We start from the raw sequence: 17,528 nt of genomic DNA, 5'->3' as shown, positions 1-17,528 counted from the left end.
AATTCCATCATTATACTTCACTTCAACCGATTCGAAATCCGAACCACGGATTGATTTTACGCGCGTCAAAATTTGAATAGACCCCTAATGCTCCGCCGAAAACAAAAAAAGAGCCGAAGGCTGTTCGCCTTCGGCTCTGCTATCCGTATTACATGTCTCGATTTTTCACGTTGATCCGCAGCATTGCGCGCGCCAACGCCCGCTCCGCGCGGTGGAAATCGACTTTCTCCTTCTGCGCTTCCCGAATTCGCGCTTCTGCGCGCTCGCGTGCGCGAGCGGCGCGATCCGCGTCGATCTCCTCAGGAAGCTCGGCGCTTTCGGCCAAGATGACGACCTTGTCCTTGCGCACTTCCATGAAACCGCCGTGAACGGCGATCACATGGTCCTTCTGCCCTTCCACCTTCGCGGTGACCGCGGCGATGCGAAGCGGCGTAACGAGCGGAATATGGTTCGGCAAAATGCCGAGCTCGCCTTCGAGGCCTTTGGCAAGCACCATAGAAACTTCCTGCCCGTAGATCTTCCGTTCCGGCGTCACGATTTCCAACAACATTGTGCTCATGGTCTACTGACCCCCGATCACAATGTTTTCGCTTTCTCTACCGCTTCTTCAATCGTGCCGACGTAGAGGAAAGCGGCTTCTGGGAGATCGTCATATCCACCGTCGAGGATCGCCTTGAAGCTGCGAACCGTCTCTTTGACCGGAACGTATTTACCCGGCATGCCGGTAAACTGCTCGGCGACGTGGAAGTTTTGCGACAAGAAACGTTGTACGCGGCGAGCGCGGGCAACCGTAACTTTATCTTCGTCGGACAGTTCGTCCATACCGAGGATCGCGATAATATCTTGAAGCTCTTTGTAGCGAGCAAGCAAACGCTTGACGCCTTGAGCGACTTCGTAATGCTCTTGACCGACGACTTCCGGCGTCAAAATCCGGGAGCTGGACGCCAGCGGATCGACCGCCGGGTAGATCCCGAGCTCGGAAATTTTCCGCTCGAGGTTCGTCGTCGCGTCGAGGTGGGCGAACGTCGTCGCCGGAGCCGGGTCGGTGTAGTCGTCCGCAGGAACGTAGATCGCCTGGATGGACGTAACGGAACCCTTCTTCGTGGACGTGATCCGCTCCTGGAGCTGACCCATTTCCGTCGCGAGCGTCGGCTGGTAACCTACCGCGGACGGCATGCGGCCGAGCAACGCGGATACTTCGGAACCGGCCTGCGTGAACCGGAAGATGTTGTCGACGAACAGCAGAACGTCGCGGCCTTCTTCGTCGCGGAAGAATTCGGCCATCGTGAGGCCCGTCAAAGCAACGCGGAGACGCGCGCCCGGCGGCTCGTTCATTTGTCCGAACACCATCGCCGTTTTGCCGATAACGCCGGAATCGCTCATCTCGTGGTACAAGTCGTTCCCTTCGCGGGTACGCTCGCCAACGCCGGCGAATACGGAGATACCGCCGTGCTCTTGCGCGATGTTATTGATAAGCTCCTGGATCAAGACCGTCTTGCCTACGCCGGCGCCGCCGAAGAGGCCGATTTTACCGCCCTTCGCGTACGGTGCGAGCAAGTCGATAACCTTGATGCCCGTTTCGAGAATTTCCGCTTGCGTGGACAATTCCGAGAAATGCGGGGCTTCGCGGTGAATCGGGAGCACCTTGTCGCGGGAAACTTCGCCCGCGTTGTCGATCGGCTCGCCGAGTACGTTGAATACGCGGCCGAGCGTCGCCGCGCCGACCGGTACGGAGATCGGAGCGCCCGTATCGACCGCTTCGCCGCCGCGGACGAGTCCGTCCGTCGAGGACATCGCGATCGTCCGTGCGACGTTATCGCCGAGGTGAACAGCGACTTCCGCCGTTACCGACGCTTCCGTTTCGCCCGAGCGAAACAATTTTACCGCATTGGAGATCTCGGGAAGTTGGCCGCGTTCGAATTCGACGTCGACAACCGGACCCAAGACCTGAAGAATGCGTCCTTTAACCATCGTTGTCCCTCCTTGCATCTTATGAGCCTGTTGCCGGCTCCGAACCATAACGCAATCGTTAGCCTTGCGCGTTCGCGCCCGCTACGATTTCCGTAATTTCTTGCGTGATCGACGCCTGACGCGCACGGTTGTATTGGAGCGTGAGCGTGTTGATGAACTTCGTCGCGTTTTTCGTCGCGCTGCTCATCGCCGTCATCCGAGCGCCGAATTCGCTCGCTTTGCCCTCGAGCACCGCGCTGTACACAAGCGTCTCCGCGTAACGCGGGAGAATGTGCTGCAGCACGACTTCCGGGGAAGGCTCGAATTCGTAGGCCGCCGTTGCGCCGCTCTTCTGCTCGGTCTCGCCGAGCGGAAGGAGCACTTTGTCGACAGGGCGCTGCGCGATCGCCGAGATGAACTCGTTGTACACGAGCACGAGCTCGTCGACGGTGCCTTCTTCGTACGCTTTGACGGCGCTTGCCGCCACTTCTTTAATATCCGAGAAGCGAGGGAAGTCCGTCAGGCCCGTTTTCTCGAACGCGATCGGGATTTCCCGACGGCGCAGGAAGTCGCGGCCTTTGCGGCCGATCACGAACATCATGAACTCGTCCGTGTTGGACTTATGCTTCTCGCGAATCGTAAGCAGCACCTTCCGGAGCAGGTTGGCGTTATAGCCGCCAGCGAGACCCCGGTCGGACGTGATGACGATGTAACCCGTCCGCTTAATCGGACGCTTCTCCAGCATCGGGTGCGACGCGCCGCCGGCGGCTGCGATCGCACCGATCACTTCGCGAAGCTTTTCCGCATACGGGCGAGCCGACTGCGCGGCGTCTTGGGCCCGCTTGAGGCGAGCGGCCGCGATCATTTCCATCGCCTTCGTGATCTGCTTCGTATTTTGAATGCTTTTGATTTGGCGCTTAATATCGCGCATCCCTTTAGCCATGCTTAGTCACGCCCCTTCCGCGCTCACGCCGAAACGGAGAAGCCCTTTTTGAACTTTTCCACCGCTTCGGTAATGAGTGCTTCGGTGTCCTTGCTCAGGTCCTTCGTGTCTCGGATCGCGCCGAAGATTTGCGGATAGTTCGCATCGACGTAGCCATGGAATTCCTTCTCGAAGCGCAGTACGTCCCCAACCGGAATGTCGTCCAGGAAGCCCTTCGTCGCAATGTAGATGCTGACGACTTGCTTCTCGACCGGCATCGGCTCGTGAACGCCTTGCTTCAAGATTTCCATCGTGCGCGCGCCCCGCGTGAGGCGAGCTTGCGTCGATTTGTCGAGATCCGAACCGAACTGCGCGAACGCCGCGAGCTCGCGGTATTGCGCCAGGTCGAGACGGAGCGTGCCCGCAACCTTCTTCATCGCCTTGATCTGCGCCGAACCGCCGACGCGGGATACGGAGATACCCGTATTGACCGCCGGACGCTGGCCGGAGTAGAACAGGTCGGCTTCCAAGAAGATCTGGCCGTCCGTGATCGAGATGACGTTCGTCGGGATGTACGCCGATACGTCGGAAGCTTGCGTTTCGATGAACGGCAGCGCCGTAATCGAACCTGCGCCGAGCGCATCGCTCAGCTTCGCCGCGCGCTCCAGCAAACGGGAGTGCAAGTAGAAGACGTCGCCCGGATACGCTTCGCGGCCCGGCGGGCGGCGGAGCAACAGGGACAGCTCGCGGTATGCCGCCGCTTGCTTCGTCAAGTCGTCATAGATGATCAATACGTGCTTGCCTTTGTACATGAAGTACTCGCCCATCGCAACGCCCGCGTACGGTGCAAGCCACAGCATCGGTGCCGGCTCGGAAGCGCCTGCGTTGACGACGATCGTGTAATCCATCGCGCCATGCTTGCGAAGCGTCTCGACGACTTGAGCAACCGTCGATTGCTTCTGGCCGATAGCGACGTAGATACAAAGCACGTCGGTGTTCTTTTGGTTGAGGATCGTGTCGATCGCGATCGACGTTTTCCCCGTTTGGCGGTCGCCGATGATCAATTCCCGCTGGCCGCGGCCGATCGGGATCATCGCGTCGATCGCTTTGATGCCGGTTTGCATCGGCTCGTGAACCGATTTCCGGTCGATAACGCCCGGAGCCGGGGATTCGACGTTCCGCATTTCCGTCGTGTTGATCGGGCCTTTGCCGTCGAGCGGCTGGCCGAGCGGGTTAACGACGCGGCCGAGCAGCGCTTCGCCGACCGGAACCTGCATGATGCGGCCGGTCCGCTTCACTTGCTGACCTTCTTTGATGTCGTGGTATTGACCCAAGATAACGATACCGACGTTATCTTCTTCCAGGTTCAATGCGTAGCCTACGGTGCCGTTCTCGAATTCGAGCAGCTCGCCGGCCATAACGTTCGAAAGTCCGTGCGCGCGCGCAACGCCGTCCCCGATTTGGATGACCGTGCCGACTTCCGTCACTTGAGCTTCGGACTGATATTGTTCAATCTGCTGCTTAATGAGCGTGCTGATTTCTTCGGGTCTGATACTCAACGAACCTTCACCCCTATCTTGCGTGATTAAACGATCTTTCAAGCTCCGCCAGCTTGGTCGCCAAGCTGCCGTCGTACAATGTATCGCCGATCCGCACGCGGATGCCGCCGAGAAGCGACGGGTCTACGACGGATTCGACCGTTACTTGCTTGCCTGTAATGGCGCTGAACTTGCTCGCGATGTCCTGCTGCTGCTCGGCCGTCAGTTCGAACGCCGACGCGACGGAAGCCACGGCTCGTCCGAGCGCTTCGTCAGCAATCGCGGCGTACGCGTCGCGTACCGGACCGATCGCCGCGGCGCGGCCGCGGTCGACGAGAAGCTGGACCGTTTGGAGCACGTACTCGTTCACTTTCCCGGAGATCGCCGTCCGAATCGCTTCCTTCTTCTTCGAAGCTGCGATATTCGGATGCTCGAGGAACGCCTGAATGTCAGAGCTGCTCGTCAGTGCGTCGACGACGGCGTCCAATTGCGCCTTCGTCTCTTCGACGAGACCTTTCTCCTGAGCGACGGCGAACAGGGCTTTCGCGTAGCGCTTAGCCGCTACTCCCATGCCGCTCATCGGCTTCCGACCTCTTTCAGATACTTATCGATCAACTCATCTTGCGATTTCGAGTCGACTTCCTTCTCGATAATCTTCGTAGCGATCTTGACGGACATTTCGCCCACTTGCTTGCGCAGTTCGGCGATCGCTTGGTTGCGCTCGTTGACGATGTCCTGCACCGCGGATTCTTTCAAACGCGCTGCCTCGCTCTTCGCCGCCTCGACGATGTCTTCCGCCGTTTTCGCGCTGACTTTGCGCGTTTGCTCGACGATGTCTTGAGCTTCCTTGCGGGCTTGCTCGATCGCTTTGCGCTGCTCCTCGAGAAGCGCTGCGCTCTCCTTGCGGTTCGCTTCCGCTTGCTCCAGCTCGCCGAGGACAAGACGCTTGCGCTGTTCCATAATATTAAATAACGGACCGAACGCGTACTTGTTCAACAGCAAGTACAGCAGCACGAACGCCACGATCGTAATGACGGTTGAAGTCCATACAAATTCCAAAGCTGACACTCCTTTCTGCTGAATCGTTCATGCCAGCCGTTATAAGGCTGAATCCAAACGGAAGGCGTGGAGGGCTGAAGCCTTCCGCGCCTCTACGCATTTATGAGCGTTTCTTACGCTCCGAAGAACATCAGGAAGCCGACGACGACGCCGATGATCGGAACGACCTCGACGATACCGACGCCGATGAACATGGTCGTTTGGAGCGTGCCGCGAAGTTCCGGCTGACGAGCGATGCCTTCTACCGTCTTGCTGACGATCAAACCGTTACCGATACCGGCGCCGAGCGCGCCCAAACCGACTGCCAATGCTGCTGCCAAGAATTCCATTTGAAAATCCTCCTTAAGAGTTAAATATTTTTATAGTTTGTTTGTTGCTGCCGACGCGTTAGTGAGCGCCTTCGTCATGCACGGTCGCCTGCGAAATGTACACCATCGTGAGGATCGTGAACAGGAACGCTTGGATCGCGCCGATGAAAATACTGAAGCCTTGCCAAGCCGCCATGAATGGGAGACCGAACCAACCCATCATCAAAATCGTAGCGATCAACACCTCGCCCGCGAAAATGTTCGCGTAGAGACGCAACGCCAGCGTAAGCGGTTTTGAGAGCTCTTTCAGGATGTTCAACGGAAGGAATACCGCGTAAGGCTCGAAGTAGTGCTTGAAGTAATGCTTCGTGTTATCGCGGATTCCCAAGAAGTGAACCATGCTGATAACAACGAGCGCAAGCCCCGCCGTAACGGACAAATCCGCCGTCGGCGACTTCCACCACGCGAAAGCCGCGTGTTCTCCGTTGTGGTGCATCTCTTCCAGGTCGTGCTCGGAGAGAATCTCCAAGCCGAAGACGGTAACCGGGCCGTGATGATCTTCCGGCACCTCCGTCACGATCCCGAACGGAAGACCGAGCAAGTTCGAAATGAAAATGAACATGATCAGCGTCATCCCGAGCGAGATGTAACGTTTCGCCTTCTCAAGCGGCATCGTGCTGGCAATGGTGTTATGTACGAATTCGATAACCCATTCCATGAAGTTTTGGATTTTCGTCGGATGCGTAACCGACAGGTTGCTGACAGCCGCTCTAGCCAACAGGAATACGATCAGCGACGAAACCAGGATGGCCAGAATAGTCGACAGGTCAAAATGCAAGCCTGCGATTTCTACAACCGGAAATAAGTGCATACTGTGCTCACCCCTTTCCATCGGAACGGTGTTTATTCTGTACAACTGCTGTAAAAAAAACTACAAACTGAACAAAAAAGCAACTAGCCAGCGCAGCGGGTACGGAAAATTGTTCGGGATACCGGTAGGCGATCATCGCCGCGAGCAGCACCGTCGCCATTCTGGCGCCCATGCCGAGCCCGACTTTGCGCGCTCCCCCCTCCGCCGCGAGCTTGCCGGCCGCCTCGACGCGCCTGCGCAATAAGAGCGCATTCACGACGCTGGCAGCGGTGCCCAGCATAAGACCGGCCGCGATCGTCTTCCCTTCCGGGACGAGCGCCCAAGCGGCCAATAACGCGGACATAAAAAAAAGCGCGGTTCGTACGGCCCTCGTCAGCAATTCAGCCATCGGAATCCTCCAGTAAGCGTTTCACCAGGACGACGCATGTGAAGATACCGACAACGAGACCCGCCAGCGTGCCAAAGGCAACCCAGCCTCGTGAATCGCCCAACCACCGCCCAAGGAGAAAGCCCAGGGTGACGCAGACGGCGACATCCGCTCCCATGACGCCGACCAGCGCGGCCGCGCGCCAGGGATTATCCCCGTTGCCTTTCTTTTTCATAGCCGTTACCCCTGTCAATCCTCATTTATTTTATCCATCCTTCGGAGCGTTTGTCAATTCATATAAATTCAAACATTCCGTGAACGAGCCCCCGCAAAGCCTTGATTTATCAAGGTTTTTGGGGGCTGAGAACCATACAGCGCAACTGTATGCTGTAACGTTCGGCTTATGGGACGAACGGCTCGGGCCGTTCCGCGGCGAGGCCGAAATGGTGTTTGATCGCGGCGACGATGCGCTCCGACGCCCGGCCGTCCCCGTACGGATTAGCCGCCCGGCTCATGCGATCGTACAAAGCTGCGTCCGATAGCAGCGCTTTCGCCCGGCCGTATACGGCTTCTTCGTCGGTGCCGACGAGCTCGAGCGTGCCCGCTTCGATGCCTTCCGGTCGCTCGGTCGTGTCGCGAAGCACGAGGACCGGCACGCCGAAGGACGGCGCCTCTTCCTGCAGACCGCCGGAATCCGTTAGGATCAGATGCGTATGAGGATAAAGATTGTACATTTCCACCAGATCGAGCGGTTCGACGAGACGAATGCGCGGATGATCGTCGAGCATCGCGTGAGCCGGCTCCTTCACCGCCGGGCTCGGGTGCACCGGATAGACGATCGCGATATCCTCGAATTCGTCGGCGATTCTGCGCACCGCCCGGAACACGTTGCGATGCGGTTCGCCCTGGGATTCGCGGCGATGCGCCGTCATCAGCACGAGGCGCTTGCCCTGCGCCCAATCGAGAATCGGATGCTCGTACCCTTCGCGCACGATGAATTGGCCGACGTCCGTCACCGTATTGCCGGTCACGTAAATCGCCGATTCCGGTTTGTTTTCTTTGCGCAGGTTGCCCGCGGACCAATCCGTCGGCGCGAAATGCAAATCCGCCAGCACGCCCGTCAGCTGCCGGTTCATCTCCTCCGGATACGGCGACAGCTTGTTCCACGTGCGCAGCCCCGCTTCCACGTGGCCGACTTTGATCTGTTGAAGGAACGCCGCATAGCTCGCCAGGAACGTCGTCAGCGTATCCCCGTGGACGAGGACGATGTCCGGCTTCGCTTCCTGCAGAACCGGCTCCAGCCCTTGCAGCACGCGGATCGTCACTTCGTTCAGCGTCTGCCGTTCTTTCATGACGTTCAAGTCGTAGTCAGGCTTGATGCCGAACGTGTCGAGCACGCTGTCCAGCAGCTCGCGATGCTGCGCCGTCACGCACACGATCGATTCGATGCTGTCGGGATGCTTCTCCAGCTCCTTGATGAGCGGCGCCATCTTGACCGCTTCCGGACGAACCCCGAACACGGTCATGACCTTCAAACGTTTCATGCGATTCCCTCGTTTCCTAAATTACTTCGTGCCGAACAGCCGGTCGCCCGCGTCGCCGAGCCCCGGAATAATGTAGCCGTGATCGTTCAAATAATCGTCGATCGCCGCCGTGTAAATGTCTACGTCCGGGTGCGCTTCCTGCATCGCCTTCACGCCTTCCGGCGCGGCGATGAGGCACATCAGCTTGATTTGCTTGCAGCCGCGATTTTTCAGCATCTGAATCGCCGCGATCGCGGAGCCTCCCGTCGCCAGCATCGGATCGATGACGATCAGCTCGCGCTCGGTCACGTCCGTCGGCAGCTTCGCGTAATACTCCACCGGCTGCAGCGTGTCCGGGTCGCGGTACAAACCGATATGGCCGACCTTCGCCGCCGGCAGCAGCTTCAGAATGCCGTCGACCATGCCGAGGCCGGCCCGCAAGATCGGAATCAGTCCCAGCATCCGGCCCGAAATGATTTTCGCCTCCGCCACGGCGACCGGCGTCTTCACCGTCGTCGACTCGAGCGGTACGTCCCTGGTGATTTCGTACGCCATCAACGTCGCTACTTCGTCCACCAGTTCCCGGAAATCTTTCGTGTTCGTCCGTTCGTCGCGTATGTATGTCAGCTTGTGCTGAATGAGCGGATGATCGCATATATACACTTTGCTCATGACATGCCGTCCCCCTTGACTTTTGCGCGGTTCCTGTTTCTGCCTAAAACCCTACCCATTATATCATTGTCATCGCGACGGCGCACTATGCTCCTCCCATCCGCTTGTTCTACATTCTATCAACGGCTCATAGGATATGAGAAAGAAATAGAGGAGCAGAAGGAGATGCGCATGAAGGAAGCAGCCACCACGCTTGCGGAGACGCTCGGCGCGCTCGCCCGCGCGTTCTGCACCGTCGTCGCTTGGTGCGTCGTCGGCGCATTCGTCGCGATTACGGCCGTGTCGATCCTATGGAAACTGGAGCCGATGCCCGTACGAAGCCTGGACGGCGCCGCCGCCTCGCTGCCGGGACGGTTTTACGCGGATATGCTCGGCTTCGAAATCGCTCAGCTGCAGCGGGACTCGGAGGGTTCGTCCTTCTCGACGCGGAGCGTGACGTCGTTCCTGACGCGGCTCACGACCGGCGTCGATCCGCTCGATCCGCGCACGTTCGCGGCGCAAATGCTGCCCGGCGCCCAAGGCGACCGCAGCGTCATCCTGATTCACGGCATCGGCACCGGCCCGACGGACTACCCCGTCGAGGTTCCCCCCGCGCCTCACCTGCAGGAGCCGTCGGAATCGACGCCCCAGCCGGAGGGGACGACCGGAGAAGATCCGGCCGCCTCGGAGGACGTTCCGCCGGAGAACGCCGACGAACCGCCGTCCTCCGCGGGCGACCCGGCGGAGCCGCCGGGCGAAGAGGCGGAGCCCGCTCCGCGGGAGCCCGTTCCGAACGTCGTGTTCGTCTACCATTCCCATCCGACGGAATCGTTCCTGCCGGAGCTGGAAGGCGCCGATCAAATCGATGAAGCCTACGAACAAGAGGACCGGTCGAAAATGATCACGGCGGTCGGCGAGCGTCTCGCCGCCAGCTTGACCGAGCTCGGCGTGGGCGCGCTTCATTCGGACGAATACTACCCGTGGCGCGGCGCGTACAACGAGTCGCGGAAAACGGTGAAGGCCGTCATGCAGCAGCATGAAGAGCTCCAGTTTTTCTTCGACCTGCACCGGGATTCGGCGCGCAAGGAGAAGACGGCGCTCGTGCACGAAGGCCGGACGTACGCGAAGCTGTTCTTCGTCGTCGGGCAAAAAAATCCGAATTACAAGGAAAATCAAAAGCTCGCCGAGGAGCTTCACTATCGAGTCGAAGAAAAGATCAAAGGGCTCTCCCGCGGCGTCGTCGGCAAGAAAGAGGGCTCCAACGGCGAATTCAACCAAAGCTTGTCGCCGGGCAGCATCTTGATCGAGGTCGGCGGAGTCGACAACACGCTGGAGGAAGCTTTCCGCACCGTCGACGTGCTGGCCGAGGTTATCGCGGAGCTGTACTGGGAGCGGGCCGACGCCGTCGAGACCGACGCGGAGCCGACGCCTCCGCCCGCGTAACCGTGCATGAGGACCGCCGTTCGTGGACATGGTAAGGAACGATTGGACATTCCTCGTTTCGAACGGAGGCGTACCCCATGGATACCCGCATAGAGGACATCGCCGACTGGCTGTTACAGCAGGTCGACACCCCGCTGGTCATTCGCAAGGAAGAGCGAGGCGACGTCGACCAAGTGTTGATGAAGCTTGAGAAAGTGTCCTTCCTCCCGGGCGACCCGGATCGGGACGATTACGTCGAGGACGACCGCCTCGTCCTGCTCGGCGAAGGGCGCATCGCGACCGACGAAGGGGCCCTCGAGCTGCCCAGACACTCCTACGAAATCCCGCTCCGCCCCGATTTCCGCAGCGAGCTCGCGGAGGGGGAGCTGCGGCTCACGACGGACCGCGCTTCGTACCGCGTCGTCCCGCAGCGGGTTCAGTAACCTTAGCGCGCGCCGAACAGCCCGCCTGGAATCCCAGGCGGGCTCTGCCGTTTCATCCGCGGCGGTCCATCGCGTCCCAAATGCCGAGGACGAATACCGCTAGGTTAACGGACACCATAAAGCGGTAATCCCACGCGTTCGGAAATTCGCCGATCGTCGTCCCTGTGGCGTATAAGAACGTCATAAACATAAACAGCAGCACGTTAAATAACAAAGAGTACACCATCCGCGAGGAGAGCTTGTGAACGGGAATCCGCGCAAGCAGCTTGGCAAGAAGCCTAGCGATCATGCTCTTGCCCCCTCGGCATCGGGACGTCTTCGCTCGGCGGCCAAAGGGCGGTCGAAAACGCAAGACTTATGAACGAAACGATCACTCCGCCGACCGGCGTCAGCACGGGAACCACTTCGGTCAGAAACGCCGCGGCGACCGCCAAAATCATCAACCCGACGCAGATGGCCCGCTGACCTTTTCTTTTCAAGATCCGTCCCTCCTTTCTCTAACTCTTCTATACCGTATGCGAGAGTTGAGAGAAGGGCGTGGGGAACTCGTCTAACTTGTCTCCCACTCGAGACGGGCGAATACCGGGTAATGGTCTGACGGATATTTGCCGCGATATTTCTCCCGATCCACGGTCGTTCGCAAGAGCCGGCACGGCTTCGACGCGAAAATGTAATCGATCGGCTCGCCCTTGCGCCCGCCGCCCCGGAAGCCGTGGTACGTCGCTCCGGCGGCGCGCGTCCCCCCGGGATACGATTCGAAGGCGTGCACGAACTCGAACGGCGGCTTCGCGAGCTGGGCGATGGCGCCGCTGCTCGGCTTCGCGTTGAAGTCGCCGGTGAGCACGGCAGGCGCGCCCGTCCGTCCCCGCAGCTCCAGCAGCCGCCTCCCCGCGAGCGAAGCGCCGTGCTGCCTCGCCGCGCGGCTAAGGTGGTCCAGATGCGTGTTGAAGACGGCGAGCCGCACGGTCGGGTCGGCGTTCTCGCGAAACAACGCCCACGTGCAAATGCGAGGATAGGCCGCGCCCCAGCTGCGGCTCCCCGGCCGCCCCGGCGTTTCCGACAGCCAGAACGTCCCCGATTCCTCCGGCGTCCACCGGTCCTGCCGGTAAAGAATCGCGTTCGTTTCGCCGGCGGCGCCGCCCATCCGCCCTTCGCCGAGCCAGGCGTAGCCGGGAAGCAGCGCGTTCAGCTCCGCCATCATGCTGCGGAAGCCTTCCTGCGTTCCGACGAAATCGGCTTCCGCGGCCGCGATCGCCTCCGCGGCGCGCCCCTTCCGGTACCGCCAAGCGTTATACCCGTCGAACAGCGACGCCCGGCGCAGGTTGAACGTCATGACGACGGCGGCGCGCGTCGTTCCCGCGCCGGCCGCCGGCATCGTCGTCATCATGTGGCCTCCCCCCTCCGTATGCGAAAAGAAGGTCCTCCTCCGTTTGGCGGAAAGGACCTTCTTTCGATATGCCGTTTATCGGTTCCTTAGTACTTCATGTTCGGATACAGCGGGTATTGCGCCGTCAGGTCGCGCACCATGCCGCGCGCCTTGTCCAGCACCGACGCGTCGTTCGGCGCCTTCAGCACCGTCGCGATGATCGTGGCAATCTGGCGCATCGCTTCGACGCCCATGCCGCGCGTCGTGACCGCCGGCGTGCCGATCCGGATGCCGGACGTGATCATCGGGCCCGCCGGGTCGTTCGGGATCGCGTTCTTGTTCACCGTGATGCCGACTTCGTCGAGCAGCTTCTCCGCGACTTTCCCTGTAATGTTGAGCGACTGCAGGTCGACGAGCATCAGGTGGTTGTCCGTGCCGCCGGAGACCAGCGGAATGCCTTCCGCGAGGAACTGCTCCGCCATCGCCTTCGCGTTCGTGACGACGTTCTGCGCGTACGTCTTGAACTCCGGCTTCAGCGCTTCGCCGAATGCGACGCCTTTCGCCGCGATGATGTGCATGAGCGGACCGCCCTGCGAGCCCGGGAACACCGCTTTGTCGATCGCGGCCGCCCACGGCTTGCGGCACAGGATGAGGCCGCCGCGCGGACCGCGGAGCGTCTTATGCGTCGTACTCGTGACGAAGTGCGCATGCGGCACCGGGCTCGGGTGAACGCCGCCGGCGACGAGGCCCGCGATATGCGCCATGTCGACCATGAAGAGGGCGCCGACGTCGTTCGCGATCGAAGCGAGCGCTTCGAAATCGATGATGCGCGGGTACGCGCTCGCGCCCGCGACGATCATTCGCGGCATATGTTTGAAGGCCAGCTTGCGGACCTTGTCGTAATCGATCGTATGCGTATCGTCTTCGACGCCGTACGGCACGAAGTTATACAGGATGCCGGACGCGTTGACCGGGCTGCCGTGCGTGAGGTGTCCGCCGTGCGCGAGATTCATGCCGAGGACGGTGTCGCCCGGCTTCAGCGCCGCGAGATATACCGCCATGTTCGCTTGCGCGCCGGAGTGCGGCTGCACGTTCGCGTGCTCCGCGCCGAACAGCGCCTTCACGCGGTCGCGCGCGATGTCTTCGGCGATGTCGACGTATTCGCAACCGCCATAATAACGGCGGCCCGGATAGCCTTCCGCGTACTTGTTCGTCAGTACGGAGCCCATCGCTTCGAGCACCGCTTCGCTGACGATGTTTTCCGATGCGATCAATTCGATGTTGTCCCGCTGGCGGCCGAGCTCGAGGCCCATCGCTTTCAGCATTTCCGGATCTTGCGCTCTCAAATGTTCCATTTCGGTCCCTCTCCCTTATCCCTGGTTATTCGCAAGCTTTTGTTGCGTTCGCTTCGTCTTCCTCTATGATATAAACGGCCCGGGCGCCGCCGATCAGCTTCGGGCGCGTGTACGCCGCGTTCACCCTCGCTTCGCCGATGAAGCGGAGCGCCGGGCGGTACGGCACCGCGACCTTGCGCAAATGCATGCCGATCATCGTCTCGCCGATATCGAGCCCGGCATGCGCCGCGATTTCCTCGACCATGACGGCGTCCGGCAGCTTGCGGTACGCGTAAGAAGCCATCGCGCCGCCCGCCTTCGGCACCGGCACGACGGTCACCGGCTCGAGCCGGTACCGCTCCATCGCCTCCCGCTCGACCACGAGCGCCCGGTTCAGATGCTCGCAGCATTGGTATGCGACATATATGCCGGTTTCGTCCCGAAACCGCTGCAGTCCGCCGAACAGCGCCGCGGCGACGTCCGTCGCGCCCGCCGTGCCGATGCGGCTGCCGAGCACTTCGCTCGTGCTCGCCCCGACGACGAACAGCCGACCCGCCGTCAGTCCGCCCGCCTGCGCGATCTCGAGCGCCGTCCGGTACGCTTCCTCCGCCCAACGTTCGAATTCCGCCGCCATGCGCATCCCTCCGTTCGGATTTACGGGTGCAAATTCGCTTGCGCTTCCAACGAGCACACTTTCGCGATGCGATTTTTGTGGCGTTCGCCTTGCGAAAATTCGGTCGACAGCCACGTCGTCACGATCTCCTGCGCGAGCCCCGGTCCGACGACGCGCTCGCCGAGCGCCAGCACGTTCGTGTCGTTATGCTCCCGCGTCGCCTTCGCCGAGAACGTATCGTGCACGAGCGCGCAGCGGATGCCCGGAATTTTGTTCGCCGCGATCGACATGCCGATGCCCGTGCCGCAAATCAGAATGCCCCGGTCCGCCTTGCCGGCGACCACCTGGTTGCATACCGCCGACGCAAAGTCCGGATAATCGACCGACTCCGGCCCGTGCGCGCCGAAATCCTCCACCTCGTGGCCAAGCGCCCGAATGCCGTCCAGCAGTTCCGCCTTTAACCGATAGCCCGCGTGATCCGCCCCGATTGCGATTTTCACCCAAATCCGCCTCCCTTATCATCTAGAGCCTATTGTACCCCAAAACAGCAAAAAAGAGCATACGACGGGTGTACTCCGTCCATGCTCTGCCCAGGCGACCGGCCGTATAACCCGATGCTCCATTGTGGTCGTCCACGAATGTCGCCAGTTACATCGGGCACCGTACTTCATTGGTTCCATCATATCGTATCCGCGACGCGCTGTAAAGACGATTTACCGCTCCTTCAGCCGTTCGAGCGCCGCTTCAATCGCCTTTTCGATCTCCTCCGCCGTCGACTCGTACACCTTGCGGCTGCCTCCGATCGGGTCCGGGATGTCCGGCGACGGCAGCTGCCGTTCCAATTCGTACAGGCGGTCGCGTTCTTCGTCCGCGATCGGCTGCCCGAGCGCGATTTTCAGCTGCAGCTCTGCGATGAGCGCCTCCCGCTCCTTCATGAGCTCGGCCGTTTCGCTTTCGGCGCTTGCGAATTCTTTCAGGGCGTATGTTTTCTCGACAGCTTGCGGAAACCGCTCCAACAAATGCCGCTTGTGATGCGACGTCATCGTCAGGATCATATCGGCCCACGCCACGTCCGCTTCGGTCACTTCGCTCGAACGGAATCCGCTCGGGTCGATCCCTTTCGCGCGGAGCACGTCCGCCGCGTGCCGCGACATAGGTTGTCCCGCGAGCGCCGCGACCCCGGCCGACTTCACTTCCGCGGGGACGCCCCGCTCCTCCGCCATGCGGCGGAACAATGCCTCGGCCATCGGACTTCTGCACGTATTTCCGGTACATACCAACAGGATTCGTTTCACGCGCTACCGTCCCCCCTCGGTCTTATTTTATGTAATCTGCCCGAGAAGTACAAACAGGTCCGCGTTATATGAGAAACAGGATGCCGAAGACGAGCAGCACCGCTCCTCCGAGCGCCTCCCCGTACTCGCCGATCATTTGGCCGACGCGGCGCCCGATCAGCATGCCGGCGATCGACAGCAGCCCGCCCATCGCCCCGAACAGCAGCACCGTCAAAATAAGATCGGTCGCGAACATGCCGAGCGAGACGCCGACCGACAGCGAATCGACGCTGACGCTGACGGCGAAGGCGAGCAGCCCCCATAGCGAACCCGTATTGAACGACGGCGCGTCCTCGCCGCGGAGCGAGCTGTAAATCATGTGCCCGCCCAGCAAAATCAACAGCCCTCCGCCGATCATGACGGCGACGTCTCCCAACAAGGTGCTTACATACTGTCCCATGCACAGCCCGATGAGCGGCATCACGACGTGAAATGCGGCGATCGCCGCGCTGATTTTCGCGACGTGCAGCAGACGTATGCCCTTCATGCCGATCCCGACGCACAGGGAGAACGCATCCATGCCGAGCGCGACGGCGATCAAGAAAATCGTCATCGTCGGGCCCAGATGCTCCGTTATTTCCGCCAAGTCTTCTCCCTCCTGTCCCCTTCTGTTACCCATGCTTATGCGGACAAGAGGGGATGTATGCGAGGGAGAATGGGACGGTTTCGCGGCTCGACGGTTAGACGCGCACGACGCGGCCGGCTGCCGCTTTGCGCAGCCGGTTCATGTAGGCGAGGCCGAGACCTTGCGGGTCGACGGCCTCGGCGTAGAGGCGAGCGGCGCGCGCCGCGTCGCATTCGCGCAGGGCGGCGTACAGCCGCTGCGCCGCCGCCGCCGTGTCGCCCCGCTCCGCGAGGGCGATGACCTTGTCGGCGCGGTACGCCGGCGCCGCGCCGTTCTCCGCGAACGCGAGCACGGCCGTTCGCGCCCCCGCCGCGGCGTCGGCGTCGAGCCGCGCCTCGATGTAGGCGCGCACCGCGTCCGCCGCGCCCTCGACCACGCACAGCTCGCCCTTGGGCGCGTAGTGCGTGTATTTGACGCCGGGGGACCGCGGCGCCTCCCGATCCGCGTCGTCCGGCTCCGCCCCCGCCGACGCCACGGCGAAGCCGGCGGCCGCGAGCGCCTCCGCGGACACCCCGCCCGGGCGCAGCACGCGCACCGCGCCGGTCGCGCGGTCGACCATCGCCACGGTCGACTCGAGCCCGACGTCGGCGGCCCCGCCGTCGACGATGCCGTCGATGCGGCCGTTCAAATCTTCGCGCACGTGGTCCGCGCGCGTCGGGCTCGGCCGCCCGGATCGGTTGGCGCTCGGCGCCGCCACCGGCACCCCCGCGAGCGCGATCAGCTCGCGCGCGACGGCGTGCGACGGCATGCGCACCGCCACCGTATCCAGCCCCGCAGTCACTCGGGGCGACACCGCGCCGGGCCGCACCGGCAGCACGACGGTGAGCGGCCCGGGCCAGAACGTCTCCATCAGCCGCCGTTCCGTCTCGCCGACATGCGAGGCCAGCGCTTCCGCCTCCGCGATCGACGCCACATGGACGATCAGCGGGTTGTCGGAGGGCCTCCCCTTGGCCGTAAAGATGCGCTCGACCGCCGACGTATTTCGGGCGTCGGCGCCGAGCCCGTATACCGTCTCCGTCGGAAATGCGACCAGCCCGCCGTGCCTCAGGCGCAACGCAGCCTCCGACAGCTGTTCCCGAAGGGCAGGTCCCTCGCCGTCGACTTTCCATAATTTCGTTCGAAGGTCGGACATCGCTTCATCCTTCTTCCCGTTTACCATAGTTTCCCCTTAGTATATCACATGCGTGCAGACCCGCCCGCGC

At 61.3% G+C, this 17,528-nt stretch carries 23 protein-coding genes and 1 riboswitch; of the genes, 2 read left to right on the top strand and 21 right to left on the bottom strand.

The window, feature by feature from the left end:
- Positions 1–148: 148 nt before the first annotated feature.
- The 12 genes from VE009_RS20875 to upp all read right to left on the bottom strand — a co-directional run bounded on the left by VE009_RS20875 (position 149) and on the right by upp (position 9,210).
- Positions 149–559 (bottom strand): F0F1 ATP synthase subunit epsilon, encoded by a 411-nt coding sequence (locus VE009_RS20875; RefSeq protein WP_325011019.1) that lies wholly within the window; start codon positions 557–559, stop codon positions 149–151.
- 17 nt (positions 560–576) lie between these two features.
- Entirely contained in the window at positions 577–1,971 is a 1,395-nt protein-coding gene (gene atpD, locus VE009_RS20870) for a F0F1 ATP synthase subunit beta (protein WP_325011017.1), read from the bottom strand.
- A 58-nt stretch (positions 1,972–2,029) separates the two neighbouring features.
- The gene (gene atpG / locus VE009_RS20865) at positions 2,030–2,893 is read right to left on the bottom strand and encodes an ATP synthase F1 subunit gamma (protein ID WP_325011015.1); all 864 of its coding nucleotides are present in this window, start codon (positions 2,891–2,893) and stop codon (positions 2,030–2,032) included.
- A 23-nt stretch (positions 2,894–2,916) separates the two neighbouring features.
- Entirely contained in the window at positions 2,917–4,431 is a 1,515-nt protein-coding gene (atpA, locus tag VE009_RS20860) for a F0F1 ATP synthase subunit alpha (protein WP_325011013.1), read from the bottom strand.
- A gap of 13 nt (positions 4,432–4,444) precedes the next feature.
- Positions 4,445–4,990 (bottom strand): F0F1 ATP synthase subunit delta, encoded by a 546-nt coding sequence (locus VE009_RS20855; protein ID WP_325011011.1) that lies wholly within the window; start codon positions 4,988–4,990, stop codon positions 4,445–4,447.
- Positions 4,987–5,478 carry a F0F1 ATP synthase subunit B gene (atpF, locus tag VE009_RS20850; RefSeq protein WP_325011010.1) on the bottom strand — a complete coding sequence of 164 codons (492 nt, stop codon included), beginning with the start codon at positions 5,476–5,478 and terminating at the stop codon, positions 4,987–4,989. Before atpF ends, VE009_RS20855 begins: the two co-directional genes overlap by 4 nt.
- Before the next feature lie 104 nt (positions 5,479–5,582).
- Complete coding sequence (atpE, locus tag VE009_RS20845) at positions 5,583–5,798, bottom strand: F0F1 ATP synthase subunit C (protein WP_325011008.1); 216 nt, start codon at positions 5,796–5,798, stop codon at positions 5,583–5,585.
- A gap of 58 nt (positions 5,799–5,856) precedes the next feature.
- Positions 5,857–6,648, bottom strand: a complete 792-nt coding sequence (gene atpB, locus VE009_RS20840; RefSeq protein WP_325011007.1) for a F0F1 ATP synthase subunit A — start codon at positions 6,646–6,648, stop codon at positions 5,857–5,859.
- Between the two features lie 7 nt (positions 6,649–6,655).
- Positions 6,656–7,036, bottom strand: a complete 381-nt coding sequence (locus tag VE009_RS20835; RefSeq protein ID WP_325011005.1) for an ATP synthase subunit I — start codon at positions 7,034–7,036, stop codon at positions 6,656–6,658.
- On the bottom strand, positions 7,029–7,250 hold the full coding sequence (locus tag VE009_RS20830; protein WP_325011003.1) for a hypothetical protein: 222 nt from the start codon (positions 7,248–7,250) through the stop codon (positions 7,029–7,031). The genes VE009_RS20835 and VE009_RS20830 overlap by 8 nt, the downstream gene beginning before the upstream one ends.
- 166 nt (positions 7,251–7,416) lie before the next feature.
- Complete coding sequence (wecB, locus tag VE009_RS20825) at positions 7,417–8,559, bottom strand: non-hydrolyzing UDP-N-acetylglucosamine 2-epimerase (protein ID WP_325011001.1); 1,143 nt, start codon at positions 8,557–8,559, stop codon at positions 7,417–7,419.
- 21 nt (positions 8,560–8,580) lie between these two features.
- Entirely contained in the window at positions 8,581–9,210 is a 630-nt protein-coding gene (gene upp, locus VE009_RS20820; RefSeq protein ID WP_325010999.1) for a uracil phosphoribosyltransferase, read from the bottom strand.
- A 171-nt stretch (positions 9,211–9,381) separates the two neighbouring features.
- Between upp and spoIIP the strand changes: the two genes are divergently transcribed.
- Together spoIIP and VE009_RS20810 are read left to right on the top strand one after the other, a co-directional pair.
- A complete protein-coding gene (gene spoIIP / locus VE009_RS20815) occupies positions 9,382–10,632 on the top strand; it encodes a stage II sporulation protein P (RefSeq protein WP_325010997.1) in 1,251 nt (416 codons plus the stop codon).
- Positions 10,633–10,709: 77 nt separating this feature from the next.
- Positions 10,710–11,054 (top strand): hypothetical protein, encoded by a 345-nt coding sequence (locus VE009_RS20810; RefSeq protein WP_325010995.1) that lies wholly within the window; start codon positions 10,710–10,712, stop codon positions 11,052–11,054.
- 52 nt (positions 11,055–11,106) lie between these two features.
- On the opposite strand, the gene VE009_RS20805 is transcribed toward VE009_RS20810, so the two are convergent.
- The 9 genes from VE009_RS20805 to VE009_RS20765 all read right to left on the bottom strand — a co-directional run bounded on the left by VE009_RS20805 (position 11,107) and on the right by VE009_RS20765 (position 17,458).
- Entirely contained in the window at positions 11,107–11,343 is a 237-nt protein-coding gene (locus tag VE009_RS20805; protein WP_325010993.1) for a hypothetical protein, read from the bottom strand.
- Positions 11,333–11,533: a hypothetical protein gene (locus VE009_RS20800; protein WP_325010991.1), complete on the bottom strand. Its 201-nt coding sequence runs from the start codon at positions 11,531–11,533 to the stop codon at positions 11,333–11,335. The genes VE009_RS20805 and VE009_RS20800 overlap by 11 nt, the downstream gene beginning before the upstream one ends.
- 71 nt (positions 11,534–11,604) lie before the next feature.
- Positions 11,605–12,441 (bottom strand): endonuclease/exonuclease/phosphatase family protein, encoded by an 837-nt coding sequence (locus tag VE009_RS20795; protein ID WP_325010988.1) that lies wholly within the window; start codon positions 12,439–12,441, stop codon positions 11,605–11,607.
- Between the two features lie 86 nt (positions 12,442–12,527).
- The gene (glyA, locus tag VE009_RS20790) at positions 12,528–13,775 is read right to left on the bottom strand and encodes a serine hydroxymethyltransferase (RefSeq protein WP_325010986.1); all 1,248 of its coding nucleotides are present in this window, start codon (positions 13,773–13,775) and stop codon (positions 12,528–12,530) included.
- 25 nt (positions 13,776–13,800) lie between these two features.
- Positions 13,801–14,388 (bottom strand): TIGR01440 family protein, encoded by a 588-nt coding sequence (locus VE009_RS20785; protein ID WP_325010984.1) that lies wholly within the window; start codon positions 14,386–14,388, stop codon positions 13,801–13,803.
- Between the two features lie 20 nt (positions 14,389–14,408).
- Complete coding sequence (rpiB, locus tag VE009_RS20780) at positions 14,409–14,867, bottom strand: ribose 5-phosphate isomerase B (RefSeq protein ID WP_325010983.1); 459 nt, start codon at positions 14,865–14,867, stop codon at positions 14,409–14,411.
- Between the two features lie 81 nt (positions 14,868–14,948).
- Positions 14,949–15,029: riboswitch (ZMP/ZTP riboswitch) on the bottom strand.
- A 51-nt stretch (positions 15,030–15,080) separates the two neighbouring features.
- The gene (locus tag VE009_RS20775; RefSeq protein ID WP_325010981.1) at positions 15,081–15,662 is read right to left on the bottom strand and encodes a low molecular weight protein arginine phosphatase; all 582 of its coding nucleotides are present in this window, start codon (positions 15,660–15,662) and stop codon (positions 15,081–15,083) included.
- A 64-nt stretch (positions 15,663–15,726) separates the two neighbouring features.
- The gene (locus VE009_RS20770; protein WP_414694912.1) at positions 15,727–16,287 is read right to left on the bottom strand and encodes a manganese efflux pump MntP family protein; all 561 of its coding nucleotides are present in this window, start codon (positions 16,285–16,287) and stop codon (positions 15,727–15,729) included.
- Positions 16,288–16,381: 94 nt separating this feature from the next.
- Positions 16,382–17,458 (bottom strand): L-threonylcarbamoyladenylate synthase, encoded by a 1,077-nt coding sequence (locus VE009_RS20765; protein WP_325010980.1) that lies wholly within the window; start codon positions 17,456–17,458, stop codon positions 16,382–16,384.
- Positions 17,459–17,528: the final 70 nt, after the last annotated feature.

It is taken from the genome of Paenibacillus sp., from assembly GCF_035645195.1.
GTDB lineage: Bacteria > Bacillota > Bacilli > Paenibacillales > YIM-B00363 > Paenibacillus_AE.
The sequence above is the reverse complement of the archived record's forward strand: the minus strand, read 5'-3'. Positions and strand labels throughout refer to the sequence as shown.